The organism is Streptomyces sp. Pv4-95 (genome assembly GCF_045782725.1).
GTDB lineage: Bacteria > Actinomycetota > Actinomycetes > Streptomycetales > Streptomycetaceae > Streptomyces.
Genome location: NZ_CP127172.1, coordinates 1,168,704 through 1,184,809, shown reverse-complemented (window position 1 = coordinate 1,184,809; position 16,106 = coordinate 1,168,704). Strand labels below are relative to the sequence as shown.

Below are 16,106 nucleotides of genomic sequence, written 5' to 3'. Positions count from 1 at the left end.
CCGCGTTCCGCGAGGTCCCATCCGGCCCCACCGACCTCTCGGGCACCACACGCCACACCCGTCCAGGTGTGTACACCTGTTCTGTGACCTGGGGCACACCTGCCCCCTTCCTCTTGATCGGAAATGCGCTGTCATCAACTATCAAATCCGTCAACAACCGCTGATCTTCAGCCACATGACCAAAGAGGGGAAACTGCGTGTCCAGACTCAAGCTCATCGCCGGGGTGATCGTCGCCGCCGGTCTCGTGCTGCCCACCACCAGCGCGTTCGCGCTCACCGCCAAGGGCGGAGGCGTCAGCGCGTGGTCGCCGGCGCAGAGCGACTCCGGCAAGATCGCCGTCAAGGACGAGAGCAAGGACGGCGACCCCGGCAAGGCGGAGTACTACCGCCAGGCCAGCGCGGGCACCAAGAGGACCCTGTGGAACCACAGCGGTCCCGGCACGACCGTCTACTCCGGCGGCGGGTCCAAGATCATCAAGTTCCAGGCCTGCGACGAGAACTACGGTTCCGCGGACGACTGCTCCGGCTGGGTCGCTCCCTGAGAACAACCCTGAGACCTGATCCGGGTCTCACCGCCGGGTCGGCCGTACGACGGCCGGCCCGGCGGGCTCATTTTCCGATCGGAGTGACCGCGGCCCCGGGGTGGGCCGCGGCGAGGATGAAGGGGCGAACGACGGTGACAGCCGGAGAGCTGACCGGCCTGCAGGTGGAGGGTCTCCGCTACCGGCTGGGCGAACGCGTGCTGCTGGACGGTGTCGGCCTGGCGGTCGGCCCGGGGGAGTCGGTGGCGGTCACCGGCCCGAGCGGCTGCGGGAAGTCGACGCTGCTGAGGTGCGTCCTCGGCCTGACCGAGCCGGACAGTGGAACGGTCAGGGTCGACGGCCGGGAGCTGACTGGGTTGCGGGAGGACGAGGTGACGCGGTTGCGCGGCCAACGTATCGGTGTGGTCCCGCAGTTCGGTGAACTGCTGCCCGAACTCACGCCGGTGGAGAACGTGGCCCTGCCCGTACTGCTCTCGGGCGGCGATCACCGTGCTGCGTACAAGCGCGCCGCGGAACTGCTGACCGAGGTGGGTGCGCCGGGGGAGGGTACGCCGGTCGGGGCGCTCTCCGAGGGCGCACGCCAACGCGTCGCCGTGGCCCGCGCCCTCATCGCCGGCCCGGACATCCTCCTCGCGGACGAACCGACCGGGGCGCTCGGCCCGGAGACCCGGGAGGACGTGGCCGACCTGCTGTTCGCGGTGGCCCGGGAACGGGGCTGTGCCCTGCTGGTTGCCACCCACGATCTGTCGGTGGCCGCGCGGGCCGACCGGACGCTTCGGTTGCGGAACGGGATGCTCACGGACGTCCCGGAAGAGGTGGCCGCGTGAGCGCCGTCGCCGAGAGAACAGCGGAGACCGAGGGCTCCACCCCGGAGGCGCCACGCGGCGGTTGGCAGTGGTGGCGGCTGCTCCGCGCCGGATTCTCTGCCGGGCGCCGAAGGTACGGGGACCGGCTGAGGTTCTGGGCGGTGTTCGCGGCCGCGGCCGCGGTCGCCCTCGTGGTCCTGGGGGCCGTCACCGCCGTCGCCACCTACGACGGGCGCGCGGCGCGGAATCAGGCGCGCGGACCGGTGATCACCGAGCGGCAGCAGGACGCCGTCGCGCTGTGGCGAGAGGGGTTCGACGCGGTCGGCGAGGTCCAGCACACGGTTGTCCACCTCCATCCGCTGAAGGCCGGCGCGCAACCCCCGCCCGGGCTGACCCGGTGGCCCGCCCCCGGGGAGGTGATGCTGTCCCCGGAGCTGGCCCGCGAGGGGCAGCGCGACGGCATCAAGAGCCGCTACGGCCGTTACGCCGGAACGATCGGCACATCCGGCCTGGTCTCCCCCTCCGAGCGTCTGGCGTACGTCGGCTCCTCGCGAGCTCCTGAAGCCCGGGAGCGGGAGTCCTGGTGGCCGGTGCGGGGATTCGGGGAGAGCTACCCGATGGGCGAGGTCTTGAACTCCCGCCCGCTCGGGCAAGTGCTGCTCGCACTCGGGGTATTGACGGGTCTTCCGGCGCTCGGGCTGCTGGTCGTCGCTGCTCGCGTCCGCTCGCGTGCTCTCGACCGCCTCCTCGGCCTGCCGCCGCAGGAACATGCCGGGACCTGGCGGCACCGTGTGCTCGTCAGCATGGGCGCAGCGGTTCCGCCCGCCGCAGCCGGAACCGCTCTGGCGCTTCTCCCGATGCTCGCCGCGCTGTCGACGAACGTCAGGATTCCGCCCACCGGTTATCTGCTGAACAGCAGTGACCTGCGTACGGCTTGGCCGATGCTGCTCACCGCCATCGTGCTGTCCTTCGCCTTCACCCTGGTGGTGGTGGCCCTGCTCGCCCGCGGGGAACGCAGGGGAGGTGCTGCCGGAATCCGCGCGTCGTCCGGCCGGGTGCCGCGATGGCGGCTCATCGGGTGCGGTGTCGGCGTGGCCACCGTCGCGTTCAGCCAGTACCTCAGCGCTACGCCCGGCCTCGTGACCTTCGCCGGTGGCACGCTCGTCATGTGGGCGCTGCTGCCGTCCGCGGCCGTCGTGGCCGTCCGCCGGGTGGGGGAGAAGATCGCGGCGCGCGGACTCCGCACCGGCAGTCCCGGGCAACTGATCGGAGGGCGTTGGACGATCGCCCACCCGGCTGTCGTGGTCCGTCCCGCCCTCGCCATCGTCATCGGCCTGGGGCTGGTCTGCCAGCTTCAGGTATGGAACAGCCGGGTCGGCGAGCAGGCCCTCGCGGCACGCGTCTCCCAGGCGGGCGTCGGCGACAGCGTGATCAGCGTCCAGAGCCGTGACCTGACGCCACCGCTGATCGAGAAGCTCGCCCGCTCACTCCCGGCGGGGGCCGTGCTCGTCGCCCTGAACACGGATTCCGAGCAGCGGGCCACACTGCTCCAGGGCTCCTGCCGTGCGCTGAAGACGCTGGGTCTGGGGTGTCCCACCACGCCGGAAACGGTCACGGAAGGCGACAGGCGGGTGACCGAGATCCGCCACTGGTACGGCCCGAGCCTGCGCGTCCAGGTCGCTCCGTCCGCGCTGCGTCTCGACAGGCTGCACGGATCTCTCCTGGTGATCACCGAGACGTCTGGTCTGCGTGACCAGGTGGAGGCAGCGGCGTATGCGCAGCTGCCCGCCGTGAACGTCGAGACCCTTGGCGAAGGCTGGCTGGTGGGCGCCGCGACCAACGCCCGGCTGAACAACTGGCTCGCCCTGTTCGGTTCCCTGGGGCTGGCCCTGCTGTTGCTGGCCGCCTGCCTGGGCGCGGCCGCGGAGTTCGTGAGAACGCGGCAATCCCTTGCGCCATTGGCTGATCTGACCAGCCGTCAGAATGCGGTCAGGTCGGCCACCCTGTGGCACCTGACCGTCCCCCTGCTGATCTCCGCAGGCATCGCGGCCGTCGTCACCGCCTGGCATGCGATGTTCTTCATCGCCGTGTTGCTGGGGGGAAGCGTCCCCTGGGGCGTGCTGGTCACCGGTGCGGGCGGATGCGTGCTGCCGGCGGTACTGATGGGAGTTCTGGGCGGGCGGGCTGCGAGCCCACCCGGTCGGCCGCGCCGGTCGGCCGACTGACGTCGGGCCGCCACCGCGCGGGCAGGGGGCGCCTCGGTTCGACGCGCCCCCTGGAGCGTCAGCCCCGCGCGCCCTTCTTGTCGCCGCGGTCGGCGACCGGCACGTCGAGGGGCCGGGCGAGGCCGACCACTCCTTCGTCGAGACGCTGCAGATGCCGCAGGACACGGAAGGCGACGGTGCCCGACGGCAGCGCGCCCGGACCGTCGTGCTTGAGCATCGAGGCGATGCTCGCGCCGGAGGTGACCTCGCCGTCGGTCTTCTCGTCCTCGACGTACGCGGCGATCACCGCGATGTTGTGGGCGATGCGCCGCCCGGCCCGCTCCAGGCGGGGATCGGCCGCGATGTTCTTGCTGTGCGGTACGAGTTCGGCGGTCGCCGCCAGGGAACGCGCGTGATAGGCGCAGGTCTCCAGCAGCGCCACCAGATAGCGGGCGGTCCGCCGGCGGCCGCGCAGCGGCGTGATCGGGTGCGTCAGCGGCCTGGTGGAGGCGCGCAGGTCGTCCAGCGCCGTGTCCAGGTCCCGCGCCTTGCCCAGCAGGTCGGACGCCGGGCCGCCGCTGAGCTGCTCCACCGCGGCCGAGACCACGTCGCCCAGCCGGTCCAGCACGGTGCCCAGCAGCTCGTCGGTGCGGCGGTCGGTATGCACCGGCAGCACCAGTACCGCCGCGATGATGCCGCAGACCGCACCCAGCGCCGTCTCCTCGATGCGCAGCACCAGCACCGAGAAGCTGTAGGTGTTGAGCAGCGTGTAGAGCAGGCCCAGCATCGCGGTGACGAAGAAGGACATCAGCGCGTACGACAGCGGGGCGGTGAAGAACATCGCGAAGATGAAGAGCAGGACGAGGGCGAAGGCGATCCAGGTGTGGTTGCCGACCAGCCCCGCCAGCCCGACACCGGCCACCACTCCGACGACCGTGCCGAGCAGCCTGCGGTAGCCCTTGACCAGGATCTCGCCGGTGGACGCGGTGTTGAGGAAGACCACCCAGCAGGTCAGCACCGCCCAGTACCAGCGCTGGGTGGAGAGGAACTCACCGCCGATGATGGCCAGCACCGACCCCACCGAGACCTGGAACGCGGCCCGGGTGGTGGGACGCTGCAACCCCGTCCGGTCGTCGCCCTCGTCCTCCTCTTCCTCGGCCCCGATCGCGACGTCCTCGGCGTCGAACTCCTCACGAGAACGGGTCGTCGCCGGCGTGTCGTTGGACTCGTCCTGCGGCCCGTCCAGCGCGAGGCGCAGACCCAGGACGGAGCGGGCGGCCTCACCGATACCGCGGAAGACGTCCTGGACGGCGGTCGAGCCGGGCGGCAGCTTGTCCTCGTCGCGGTAGCCCAGCAGCCGGTTGCGCACATGGGCGACGGCGGTGCCCCGGTCGTCGGAGACCGGCCGTGCCACCAGCAGGTGCAGCGCCTTCAGGTCCCGGCGCAGGGTGACGGTCGCGTCGTCGTGCGTGGTGATGAGGGTTCCGGTGGCCGGTACGGGCGCATGCGGCAGATGGAGGGTGAGGGTGTCCGCGCGCTCGGCACTGCGGGCGTTCAGCAGGAGCACGCCCAGCCGCTCCGTGGCGATCTCGGCGTCCGCGACCCGTCGTTGCAGCAGCGCGGCCGTGGCCGCGTCCCGGGTTCCCTCCTCCAGGCGGCCCTGGATCATCAGCGCCGCCTCGTGCAGCCGGGCGGTGTGCCGCCGCAGGTCGTCGAGGACCTTGTCCAGCTGCTCAGGGGGCGCGTCGAGCAGTTCGATCTGGCTGGCGACGAGCTGCGCGAGCCGCGCGCGGAAGGCGTCGCGCAGCCGCCGCAGGATGCGTTGGGGAGTCTCCGGTACGACGGCGAAGCGCACGACCGCACTGCAGGCGAAGGCGATGGCCAGGGTCCCGCAGAGATCGGGCAGCGAGGAGACCGTCACGCCCACGAAGAGGGAGACGAAGTAGATCTGGAAGCCGATGAGGCCCAGCGCGGTCCCGCGGTCGCCGAAGCGGCGGGAGTAGACGGCGGCGAAGATCAGCGCGACGAAGAACAGGTCACCGGCGATGATCCGGCTGTGCAGCAGCGCTGCCAGGGACATCGCCGCGAGTGCGACCGGAAGGCCGAGGGCGAGCGTGATCGCCTGGCCGCCGACCTGCTTTTCCTTGATCGCGAAGGTGGAGACCATCGCGGCCATGGCACCGGCGACCATGTGGGTGACGTCGGTGTCGAGCAGGGCGAGGGCGACGAGGGTGAGCGCGATCGCCGCGACCGTCCGCAGCCCCGCCATCAGTCGCAGCAGTCCAGGGTCGGACGCGACGAAGCGATCCCACGTGCCGGTTCCGACCCGTCGTGTCACTGCCCTCACGCTGCTGAACTCTCCTCGTCCCGACCTGGTCCACGGACGCCACAGCATCGCACGGCGACAACTCCGAACAACAGCTGGTCGGGGCCGGTCGCTGGGTGATCGAAGCCGGACGATGGGTGGTCGGGGCCGGGCCTTCCTCGGAGGTCCGCGAAATCCCCCTCCACGCGGTCCGCCGCGCCTTCCCCGCGCGCCCCCATGGCTCGCCTGTCGGCGCTCGGAGAGGCCGCGCGCTCAGGCCAAGTGGAACACCTCCGTGAGCGGGCGCATCGCCTCGTCGGGGCCCCGCCCGTCCAACTCCTCGAAGAAGTCGGCCATGTGGGCCTGCCAGCGGGCGTTGACCTCGGTCGCCGCCATCGCGGCCTGTGACGCCGCGAAGTCCTCGGTCTCCAAATAGCCGACGAGCAGTCCGTCTTCGTGGAGGAAGAGGGAGTAGTTGCGCCAGCCGGCGCCGGAGAGCGCCGCCAGCATCTCCGGCCAGACCTGCTCATGGCGTTCGCGGTACTCGTCGATCCGGTCGGGGCGGACCTTCAACAGGAAACAGACGCGCTGCACGGGGCGGCTCCTTCTCTTGGCGAGCACGGGGCACGGGGGTACCCGGGAGTGAGGTGAGGGTCAGGGAGAGTCTGATTGAAATGTTTCAATCCGGTTCTCCGGAAGCTACGGGCGGTGCGGAGGCGGAGTCAATCCCCGGACGCGGCGTCCCGGTCGTGCCCGGACTGCCCTACTGCCCTTCGGAGCGGGCGGTGGTGCGCGGAGTGGTGCCGGCGGCGGAAAAGTTACGGCCACATGTCTTGACGGTCACCTCCACCTGAGGCCATGTTTGAGTCGTTTCAATCAGCGCGTCGCGATTCCGTGAGCCCTGAGGGTGATGGCCGTGGCTCGGTCGGACCCTCGGTCCACCTGGGGCGACGTGCTTCATACCGACGGCCGGGCCCGTTCCGGCCGTCTCTCCCCCCGCCCCGAAACAGGACGAAGGAGGCTCCGTGATGTCGGTGGAGACCACCCAGGACACCACGGCCGATGCCGGCGACGGCGCCGTCACCAAACAGCAGTGGAAGTGGACGGCCCTGGCCGGTATGGCTTCCTATCTGGACGCCGGCTCGATCGTCGCGCTCGGCTCGGGCCTGTCGCTCTTCCAGGACAGCATGGGGCTGTCCAGCGATGCCGTCGGCACCCTGACCGCCATCGGCCCGAACGCCGTCGGCGCGGCAATCGGCGCCTTCATCGGTGGCCGGCTGGGCGACAAGCTCGGACGCAAGCGGATCTACCAGTACGACCTGCTCGTCTATGCGGGCGCCATGCTGCTCATCGCCTTCGCGGTCAACCCGCTGATGCTGTTCGTGGGCACCTTCATCGTGGGCCTCGCGGTCGGCGCGGACGTCCCGACCTCGCTGGCGCTGGTCGGTGAGTTCTCGCCGGCGAAGGCGCGTGGCAAGCTGATGGGGCTCACCCAGGTGACGTGGAATCTCGGCCCGGTGGTCGTCCTCCTGCTCGCCTGGGCGCTGTCCGATCTGGGGCTGCTCGGCATCCGGCTGGTCTTCCTCCAGCTGTTCGTGGTCGCCCTCGTCACCTACGCGCTGCGCCGCGGTATGACGGAATCGGTGGCCTGGAGGCTCGCGGCGCAGTCCGGCAAGGTGGCCAGGGCGCGGGTCCGCGACCTGCTGAGCGGGCCGAATCTGCGGGCCCTTCTCTACACCGGCGGCATCTACCTGTTCTGGAACCTCGCGGCCGGCACGAACGGGATCTTCACCCCGTACATGGTCAAGACCCTCGGTGCGGGCAGCCAGGCCACCAGCGTGCTGCTGTCCTGCGCGAGTTTCGCGCTCGCCATCGTCGGCACCGTCGCCCTCTACATGCGTCTTGCCGACAAGGGGCACAAGTACCGCAAGGCGATGTGGATCACCGGTTCTGTGATGCAGATAGCGGCGTACGGCCTCTTCCTCGTCCTGCCGTTCACCATCTCGACGATCATCTTCAACGTCGTCCTGTTCGGCATCGGCCAGACCATGGCGGGCGAGGGCTTCTACAAGACGGTCAGCCAGGAGCTCTTCCCGACCACCCTGCGCGGCACGGCGCAGGGCATCTCCTTCGGGGTCGCCCGGGTCTTCCTCGGTATCTGGTCCTTCTTCGTGCCGACCCTCGCCGAGACCGGCATCACGGCGGTCGCCGGGTTCCTCACCTTCTGCCTGTTCGTGTGCGGGGTGATCGGGATGTTCATGCCGAACACCACCGGTAAGTCCCTCGACCGGCTGGAGGCGGAGCGGGCCGTGGCCTGACCCGGGCGGGGCCGTTGACAGGCCCTGCGAACGCCCTTTAGCGTCCAGTATTGAATCGTTTCATCGCAGCGATGAGTCACCACAGGAGAGACATGACCGAGCCCACCGCAGACGAGGCACGGACGGCGCGGGCCAAGGCCGTCCTGAAGCGCCAGGCGATCGAGACGCCGTCCTGGGGCTACGGGAACTCCGGCACCCGCTTCAAGGTGTTCGCCCAGCCGGGCGTGCCGCGCACCCCGCACGAAAAGCTGGACGACGCCGCGAAGGTGCACCACTTCACCGGCGCCGCACCGACCGTGGCGCTGCACATCCCCTGGGACCGGGTCGAAGGACCAAAGGGCTACGCGGGCCTCGCCCGGTACGCCGAAGAGCGCGGCGTGAAGCTCGGCACCATTAACTCCAATGTCTTCCAGGACGACGACTACAAGCTGGGCAGTGTCACCAACCCGGACCCGGCGGTCCGGCGCAAGGCGCTCGGCCACCTGCTGGAGTGCGTCGACATCATGGACGAGACCGGCTCGCGCGACCTGAAGCTCTGGTTCTCCGACGGCACCAACTATCCCGGACAGGACGACATCCGCGACCGCCAGGACCGGCTGGCGGAAGCGCTGCAGGCCGTCTACGAGCGCCTCGGCGACGACCAGCGGATGGTCCTGGAGTACAAGTTCTTCGAGCCGGCCTTCTACGCGACCGATGTGCCCGACTGGGGCACGGCGTACGGGCACTGCCTCAAGCTCGGCGAGAAGGCGCAGGTGTGTGTGGACACCGGGCACCATGCGCCGGGCACCAACATCGAGTTCATCGTCGCGCTGCTGCTGCGCGAGCGGAAACTCGGAGCGTTCGACTTCAACTCCCGCTTCTTCGCCGACGACGACCTGATGGCGGGCGCGGCCGACCCGTTCCAGCTGTTCCGGATCATGTACGAGGTACGGCGCGGAGGGGGGCTGGACGAGGGCTCGGGCATCGCCTTCATGCTCGACCAGTGCCACAACATCGAGGCGAAGATCCCCGCGGTCATCCGCTCGGTGATGAACGTCCAGGAGGCCACGGCCAAGGCGCTGCTCGTCGACCGCGACGCGCTGGCCGGCGCACAGCGCTCCGGTGACGTCCTCGCGGCCAACGCCGTCCTGATGGACGCCTTCAACACCGACGTACGCCCGCTGCTCGCCGAGGTCCGCGAGGAGCAGGGCCTGGACCCCGACCCGGTCGCCGCCTACCACCGCTCCGGCTGGGCCGCGCACCTCGCCGCCGAGCGCGCCGACGGACAGCAGGCGGGCTGGGGCGCCTGACCCGCCCCCGTACGCACCTCTCCCTTCCCCTAAGGACTTTGCTCATGGCTTCCGCCATCCACCCCCAAGACCCTCCGAAGGGCGCCGGTTCCGCGCGGATCCCCGAGGCGGCGGCCGCGCTGCTCGCGCGGGCGCACCGACTCGGCGCCGATCCCCGCAACACCAACTACGCGGGCGGCAACGCCTCCGCGAAGGGCAACGCCGCCGACCCGGTGACCGGCGGCGACATCGAGCTGATGTGGGTCAAGGGCTCGGGCGGCGACCTCGGCACGCTCACCGCCGACGGGCTCGCCGTGCTGCGTCTGGACCGGCTCCGCGCGCTGACGGAGGTGTATCCGGGTGTGGAGCGCGAGGACGAGATGGTCGCGGCCTTCGACTACTGCCTGCACGGCAAGGGGGGCGCGGCGCCGTCCATCGACACCGCGATGCACGGCCTGGTGGACGCGGCACACGTCGACCATCTGCACCCCGACTCGGGAATCGCCCTCGCCTGCGCGGCGGACGGCGAGAAGCTGACGGCCGAGTGCTTCGGCGACCGGGTGGCCTGGGTGCCGTGGCGGCGACCGGGCTTCCAGCTCGGCCTGGACATCGCGGCGGTCAAGCGGGACAACCCGCAGGCCATCGGCTGCGTACTCGGCGGTCACGGCATCACCGCCTGGGGCGACACGTCCGAGGGGTGCGAGCGCAACGCCCTGCACCTCATCCGCACGGCGGAGACGTTCCTCGCCGAGCGCGGCAAGGCCGAGCCGTTCGGTCCGTTGCTGGACGGGTACGCGCCTCTCGACGCCGCCGCACGCCGGGAGCGGGCGGCGGCGCTCGCGCCGGTGATCCGGGGGCTGGCCTCCCGCGACCGGCCGCAGGTCGGCCACTTCGACGACTCCGAGGCCGTCCTCGACTTCCTCGCACGCGCCGAGCACCCGCGGCTCGCGGCCCTGGGCACGTCCTGCCCGGACCACTTCCTGCGGACGAAGGTCAGGCCGCTGGTCCTCGACCTGCCGCCGTCCGCACCGCTCGACGAGGCCGTCGCGCGCATCGAGGAACTGCACGCCGAGTACCGCGACGCGTACGCCGCCTACTACGCCCGGCACGCCGAGCCCGACTCGCCGCCGATGCGCGGCGCGGACCCGGCGATCGTGCTCGTCCCGGGCGTCGGGATGTTCTCCTTCGGCAAGGACAAGCAGACGGCGCGGGTGGCGGGGGAGTTCTACCTCAACGCCGTCAACGTGATGCGCGGCGCCGAGGCGGTCTCGACGTACGCGCCGATCGAGGAGTCCGAGAAGTTCCGCATCGAGTACTGGGCGTTGGAGGAGGCCAAGCTCCGTCGAATGCCGAAGCCGAGGCCGCTGGCCACCCGCGTGGCGCTGGTGACGGGTGCGGGCAGCGGCATCGGCAGGGCCGTCGCGCACCGACTGGTCGCCGAGGGCGCGTGTGTGGTGATCGCGGACCTGAACGCGGACAGCGCGGCCACCGTCGCCGAGGAGCTGGGCGGCGCGGACAAGGCCGTCGCGGTGGCCGTGGACGTGACGTCCGAGGAGCAGATCGCCGAGGCGTTCCGGGCCGCGGCGCTGGCGTTCGGCGGTGTCGACCTGGTGGTCAACAACGCGGGTATCTCGCTGTCGAAGCCGCTCTTGGAGACGACGGCGCGGGACTGGGACCTCCAGCACGACATCATGGCGCGCGGATCGTTCCTCGTCTCGCGCGAGGCGGCACGGCTGATGCGGGCGCAGGAGCTCGGCGGCGACCTCGTCTACATCGCGTCCAAGAACGCGGTGTTCGCCGGCCCGAACAACATCGCCTACTCCGCCGCGAAGGCCGACCAGGCACACCAAGTGCGCCTGCTGGCAGTGGAGTTGGGTGCGGACGGGATCCGTGTGAACGGCGTCAATCCGGACGGTGTGGTGCGCGGCTCCGGGATCTTCGCGGGCGGCTGGGGAGCGCAGCGCGCGGCGACGTACGGCATCGAGGAGGACAAGCTCGGCGAGTTCTACGCCCAGCGCACCCTCCTCAAGCGCGAGGTCCTGCCGGAGCACGTCGCGAACGCGGTGTTCGCCCTGACCGGCGGCGATCTGACGCACACGACCGGGCTGCACGTTCCCGTGGACGCGGGCGTCGCGGCGGCGTTCCTGCGCTGACACCGCCAGTTCCCCGTCACGGCGGCCGCGCACCACGGCGCGGCCGCCGCCCGCACCAACGACCCCCGCGAGGACCCTGTGCCACCCACCGACCCCCTCCCGTTCGCCGCCGTCGACCTCGGCGCCTCCAGTGGGCGCGTGATGACGGTCCGGGCCGGCCCGGACGTCCTGGACCTGGCCGAGGTCCACCGCTTCCCCAACCGGGCCGTGCGCACCGGCGGCACGTTGCACTGGGACGTGCTCGCGCTGTACGCGGGCGTCCTCGACGGGCTGCGGGCCGCCGGGCAGGTGGCCTCCGTCGGCATCGACAGCTGGGCCGTCGACTACGGCCTGCTCGACGCGGACGGGGCGCTGCTCGGCAACCCGGTGCACTACCGCGACAGCCGTACGGAAGGCGCCGCGGAGAAGGTGTGGGCGCGGGTGCCGGCCGACGAGCTGTACGCGGCGACCGGCCTGCAGTACGCGCCCTTCAACACGCTCTACCAGCTGACGGCGGCTCGCGGAACTCCTCAACTCGCCGCTGCCGGGCGCCTGTTGCTCATCCCCGACCTGCTGACGTACTGGCTGACCGGCCGTCCCGGCACCGAGCTGACCAACGCCTCCACCACCCAGCTGATCGATCCGCGCACCGGCGACTGGGCGTACGGCGTCGCCGAGCGGCTGGGCATCGACCTCGGCCTGTTCGCGCCGCTGCGCCGCCCCGGCGACCCGGCGGGGGAGCTGCTGCCGCACGTGCTGGAGGAGACGGGGCTGACCGGCCCGGTGCCGGTGACCGCGGTGGGCTCGCACGACACCGCGTCCGCGGTGGCCGCCGTGCCCGCGGGGCCCGCCGACCGCTTCGGGTACATCTGCACCGGCACCTGGTCGCTCGCCGGTCTTGAGCTGGACGCGCCCGTCCTGAGCGAGGCGAGCCGCACGGCCAACTTCACCAACGAACTCGGCCTCGACGGCACCGTCCGCTACCTGCGCAACATCATGGGCCTCTGGCTCCTCCAGGAATGCCTGCGGGCCTGGGGCGGACCGGACCTCGCCCCCCTGCTGAGGGAGGCGGCCGAGGAACCGGCGCTGCGGTCCGTCGTCGACGCGGGCGACGCCGCCTTCCTCCCGCCCGGTCGGATGCCCGAGCGGATCGCCGCCGCCTGCCGGGCCACCGGCCAGCCGGTACCGGAGACCCGGGCCGCGACGGTCCGCTGCATCCTGGATTCGCTGGCGCTCGCGCACCGCCGCACCCTCGCCGACGCGGCCCGGCTCGCCGACCGCCCCGTCGACGTCGTGCACATCGTCGGCGGCGGCGCGCGCAACGCGCTTCTGTGCCAGCTGACGGCCGACGCCTGCGGCCTGCCGGTCGTCGCCGGCCCGGCCGAGGCCGCCGCGCTCGGCAATGTCCTCGTGCAGGCACGGGCGCACGGTCTGGTCGACGACCGGGCGGCGATGCGCGCGCTCCTCGCGCGGACGCAGCCACTGGCGCGGTACGAGCCGCGGGGCGACGCCGCCGCATGGCGCGCGGCCGAGCGCAGGCTCGCGGCGTGATGCGGCACCTTCCCGCCGCGAACGGACTGAACGGACCGAACGGACCGAACGAACCGAACGAACCGAAGGGGCCGCGGTGCGTGCCGCCCTGTTTCTGACCTGTGTCAACGACACGTTGTATCCGGGCACCGGCCGGGCGGTGGTGAACCTGCTGTCCAGGCTCGGGGTCGAGGTGGACTTCCCCATGGGCCAGACCTGCTGCGGGCAGGCCCACTACAACACCGGCTACCGCCACCAGGCGGAGCCGCTCGCCCGGCATTTCGCCGAGGTGTTCGCGGAGTACGACGCGATCGTCACGCCCTCCGGGTCGTGCGGGGCGATGGTGCGCGAGCTCTATCCGCGGATGGGCGAACGGGCCCGTGCGGAGGGCCGTGGCGAGGGCCTGGCGGCGGCGCTGGCACCGGTGGTCCACAAGACGTACGAACTCACCGAGTTCCTGGTGGACGTGCTCGGCGTGACCGATGTCGGCGCCTGGTTCCCGCACACCGTGACCTACCACCCCACCTGCCACGGGCTGCGGTCCCTCGGGCTCGGCGACCGGCCGCGCCGGCTGCTCGAAGCCGTCCGCGGGCTCGAACTCGTGGAGCTTCCCGGCGCCGAGGAGTGCTGCGGATTCGGCGGCACCTTCGCCGTCAAGAACTCCGATGTCTCGGCCGCGATGGGCACCGACAAGGTCCGCAACGCCGAGTCGACCGGCGCGGGCGTCCTGTGCGCCGCGGACAACTCCTGCCTGATGCACCTCGGCGGCACCATGACGCGGCTGCGTACGTCGCTGCGCCCGGTCCACCTCGCGGAGATCCTGGCGAGCACGGAAGAGGAGCCCCTGTCATGAGCGGCACGTATCTGGGCATGCCCGCCTTTCCCGACGCCGCGCACGACGCCGTGCGCGACCGTACGCTGCGCGGCAATCTGCGGCATGCCACGCACACCATCCGCGACAAGCGCGCCCAGGCCGTCGCCGAGCTGGCGGACTGGGCGGAGCTGCGCGAGGCGGGCAAGCAGATCAAGGACCACACCCTGCGCCATCTGGACCGCTACCTCGTGCAGTTGGAGGAGTCGGTCACCGCCGCCGGCGGCACCGTGCACTGGGCGGCCGACGCGGCCGAGGCCAACCGCATCGTGACCCGCCTGGTGCGCGCGACCGGCGAGACGGAGGTCGTCAAGGTCAAGTCGATGGCCACCCAGGAGACCGGTCTGAACGAGGCGCTGGAGGCCGAGGGCATCCGTGCCTACGAGACCGACCTCGCCGAACTCATCGTGCAGCTCGGCAAGGACCGGCCCTCGCACCTGCTCGTCCCGGCCATCCACCGCAACCGCGGCGAGATCCGCGACATCTTCCGCCGGGAGATGAGCGCGTGGGGCCGCTCGGCGCCCGAAGCGCTGACCGACAGTCCCGCCGAACTCGCCGAGGCCGCCCGGCTCCACCTCCGCGAGAAGTTCCTGCGCGCCAAGGTCGGCATCTCCGGCGCCAACTTCATGGTCGCCGAGACCGGCACGCTGGTCGTCGTCGAGTCCGAGGGCAACGGCCGGATGTGCCTGACTCTCCCGGAGACGCTGATCTCCGTCGTCGGCATCGAGAAGACCGTGCCGAGCTGGCGCGACCTGGAGGTGTTCCTCCAGACGCTGCCCCGCTCCTCGACGGCGGAGCGGATGAACCCCTACACATCGATGTGGACCGGGACCACCGCCGCCGCGGCGGGGGACGGCCCGCGGGCCTTCCACCTCGTTCTCCTCGACAACGGGCGCACCGACACACTGGCCGACGAGGTCGGACGCCAGGCCCTGCGCTGCATCCGCTGCTCGGCGTGCCTCAACGTGTGCCCGGTGTACGAGCGGGCGGGCGGACACGCGTACGGCTCCGTCTACCCCGGCCCGATCGGTGCCATCCTCAGTCCACAACTGCGCGGCACCCAGAGCGAGATCGACGCCTCGTTGCCGTACGCGTCCAGCCTCTGCGGGGCCTGCTACGAGGTCTGCCCCGTGGCCATCGACATCCCCGAGGTCCTGGTGCACCTCCGCGAACGCGTGGTGCAGGGCGGCGAGGTCACCCGTCACGGGGCGAAGGTCACCTTGAAGCCGGCGAAGGGACACGCCGCCGAGCGTGCCGCGATGCGGGCCGCGCGCTGGGCCTTCAGCCATCCCGCGGCGCTGCGGGCCGGCCAGCGGCTCGCAGCGCGCACCCGCCGCCTCCACCCCCGGACGCTGCCGGGCCCCGGCCGGGCGTGGAGCGCGACCCGCGATCTGCCGCCGGTGCCCGCGGAGCCGTTCCGCGACTGGTGGCGACGCACCCGGCAGGCCGAGGGGAAGGACAGCACATGAGCAGCAGGGAAAGGGTCCTCGGCCGGGTGCGCCGGGCGCTGGGACCGGAGCGCGAACCGCAGAATGACTCGTCGGCGGTGGACCGCCGCTATCTGCGTGAGCACGGTACGCGCAGCCCCGAGCAGACCGTCGCGCTGCTCGCCGAGAACCTGGCGGAATACCGGGCCCTGGTGCACCGTACGGACCTCCGCGGGCTGCCCGCACTCCTGGCGCGGCTGCTCGCCGAGCGCGGGTCGCGGACCGTGGTGGTGCCACCCGGTCTGCCGCCCGGATGGCTGCCCGAGGACGGCCCGACGCGCGTCCACGACGCGGCTTCGCTCAGCCCCGCTCAGCTCGACGGCACGGACAGCGTGGTGACGGGCTGCGCCGTGGCGATCGCCGAGACCGGCACGCTCGTCCTGGACGGCGGCCCGGACCAGGGGCGGCGCCGGATCACGCTCGTCCCCGACCATCACCTCTGCGTGGTGCGGGTCCCGGACCAGGTCGTCGCCTCGCTCCCGCTCGCGATGGAACTCCTCGACCCCGGGCGCCCCCTGACCTGGATCTCCGGCCCTTCGGCCACCAGCGACATCGAACTGGACCGGGTCGAGGGGGTACACGGTCCGCGCACCCTGGAGGTGGTGCTGGTGAGCGAGGGCTGACCCGCCCGGAGGCGCCAACG

12 protein-coding genes are annotated in these 16,106 nt (G+C 71.5%); 10 read left to right on the top strand and 2 right to left on the bottom strand.

Annotated elements, in window-relative coordinates; all coding sequences use genetic code 11:
* Positions 1-197: 197 nt before the first annotated feature.
* The 3 genes from QOM21_RS05500 to QOM21_RS05490 all read left to right on the top strand — a co-directional run bounded on the left by QOM21_RS05500 (position 198) and on the right by QOM21_RS05490 (position 3,573).
* Positions 198-542 carry a hypothetical protein gene (locus QOM21_RS05500; protein WP_393891393.1) on the top strand — a complete coding sequence of 115 codons (345 nt, stop codon included), beginning with the start codon at positions 198-200 and terminating at the stop codon, positions 540-542.
* Between the two features lie 116 nt (positions 543-658).
* Complete coding sequence (locus QOM21_RS05495) at positions 659-1,369, top strand: ABC transporter ATP-binding protein (protein WP_407548596.1); 711 nt, start codon at positions 659-661, stop codon at positions 1,367-1,369.
* Entirely contained in the window at positions 1,366-3,573 is a 2,208-nt protein-coding gene (locus tag QOM21_RS05490) for a permease (protein ID WP_407548595.1), read from the top strand. Before QOM21_RS05495 ends, QOM21_RS05490 begins: the two co-directional genes overlap by 4 nt.
* Positions 3,574-3,631: 58 nt before the next feature.
* On the opposite strand, the gene QOM21_RS05485 is transcribed toward QOM21_RS05490, so the two are convergent.
* Together QOM21_RS05485 and QOM21_RS05480 are read right to left on the bottom strand one after the other, a co-directional pair.
* Complete coding sequence (locus QOM21_RS05485; protein WP_407555584.1) at positions 3,632-5,821, bottom strand: FUSC family protein; 2,190 nt, start codon at positions 5,819-5,821, stop codon at positions 3,632-3,634.
* Positions 5,822-6,130: 309 nt separating this feature from the next.
* Positions 6,131-6,451 carry an L-rhamnose mutarotase gene (locus tag QOM21_RS05480; protein WP_407548594.1) on the bottom strand — a complete coding sequence of 107 codons (321 nt, stop codon included), beginning with the start codon at positions 6,449-6,451 and terminating at the stop codon, positions 6,131-6,133.
* Between the two features lie 434 nt (positions 6,452-6,885).
* Here QOM21_RS05480 and QOM21_RS05475 point away from each other — a divergent pair, with 434 nt between their 5' ends.
* From QOM21_RS05475 to QOM21_RS05445, 7 genes are all read left to right on the top strand, one after another.
* Positions 6,886-8,175 carry an MFS transporter gene (locus QOM21_RS05475; protein WP_407548593.1) on the top strand — a complete coding sequence of 430 codons (1,290 nt, stop codon included), beginning with the start codon at positions 6,886-6,888 and terminating at the stop codon, positions 8,173-8,175.
* A 92-nt stretch (positions 8,176-8,267) separates the two neighbouring features.
* Positions 8,268-9,464 (top strand): L-rhamnose isomerase, encoded by a 1,197-nt coding sequence (gene rhaI, locus QOM21_RS05470; protein ID WP_407548592.1) that lies wholly within the window; start codon positions 8,268-8,270, stop codon positions 9,462-9,464.
* A gap of 44 nt (positions 9,465-9,508) precedes the next feature.
* Positions 9,509-11,596 carry a bifunctional aldolase/short-chain dehydrogenase gene (locus QOM21_RS05465; RefSeq protein WP_407548591.1) on the top strand — a complete coding sequence of 696 codons (2,088 nt, stop codon included), beginning with the start codon at positions 9,509-9,511 and terminating at the stop codon, positions 11,594-11,596.
* Positions 11,597-11,737: 141 nt separating this feature from the next.
* Positions 11,738-13,126, top strand: a complete 1,389-nt coding sequence (locus tag QOM21_RS05460; protein WP_407555583.1) for a rhamnulokinase family protein — start codon at positions 11,738-11,740, stop codon at positions 13,124-13,126.
* A 76-nt stretch (positions 13,127-13,202) separates the two neighbouring features.
* Positions 13,203-13,958 carry a (Fe-S)-binding protein gene (locus QOM21_RS05455; protein WP_407548590.1) on the top strand — a complete coding sequence of 252 codons (756 nt, stop codon included), beginning with the start codon at positions 13,203-13,205 and terminating at the stop codon, positions 13,956-13,958.
* Positions 13,955-15,445: a LutB/LldF family L-lactate oxidation iron-sulfur protein gene (locus QOM21_RS05450; RefSeq protein WP_407548589.1), complete on the top strand. Its 1,491-nt coding sequence runs from the start codon at positions 13,955-13,957 to the stop codon at positions 15,443-15,445. The genes QOM21_RS05455 and QOM21_RS05450 overlap by 4 nt, the downstream gene beginning before the upstream one ends.
* Positions 15,442-16,086 carry a lactate utilization protein C gene (locus tag QOM21_RS05445; RefSeq protein WP_407548588.1) on the top strand — a complete coding sequence of 215 codons (645 nt, stop codon included), beginning with the start codon at positions 15,442-15,444 and terminating at the stop codon, positions 16,084-16,086. The genes QOM21_RS05450 and QOM21_RS05445 overlap by 4 nt, the downstream gene beginning before the upstream one ends.
* Positions 16,087-16,106 lie beyond the last annotated feature (20 nt).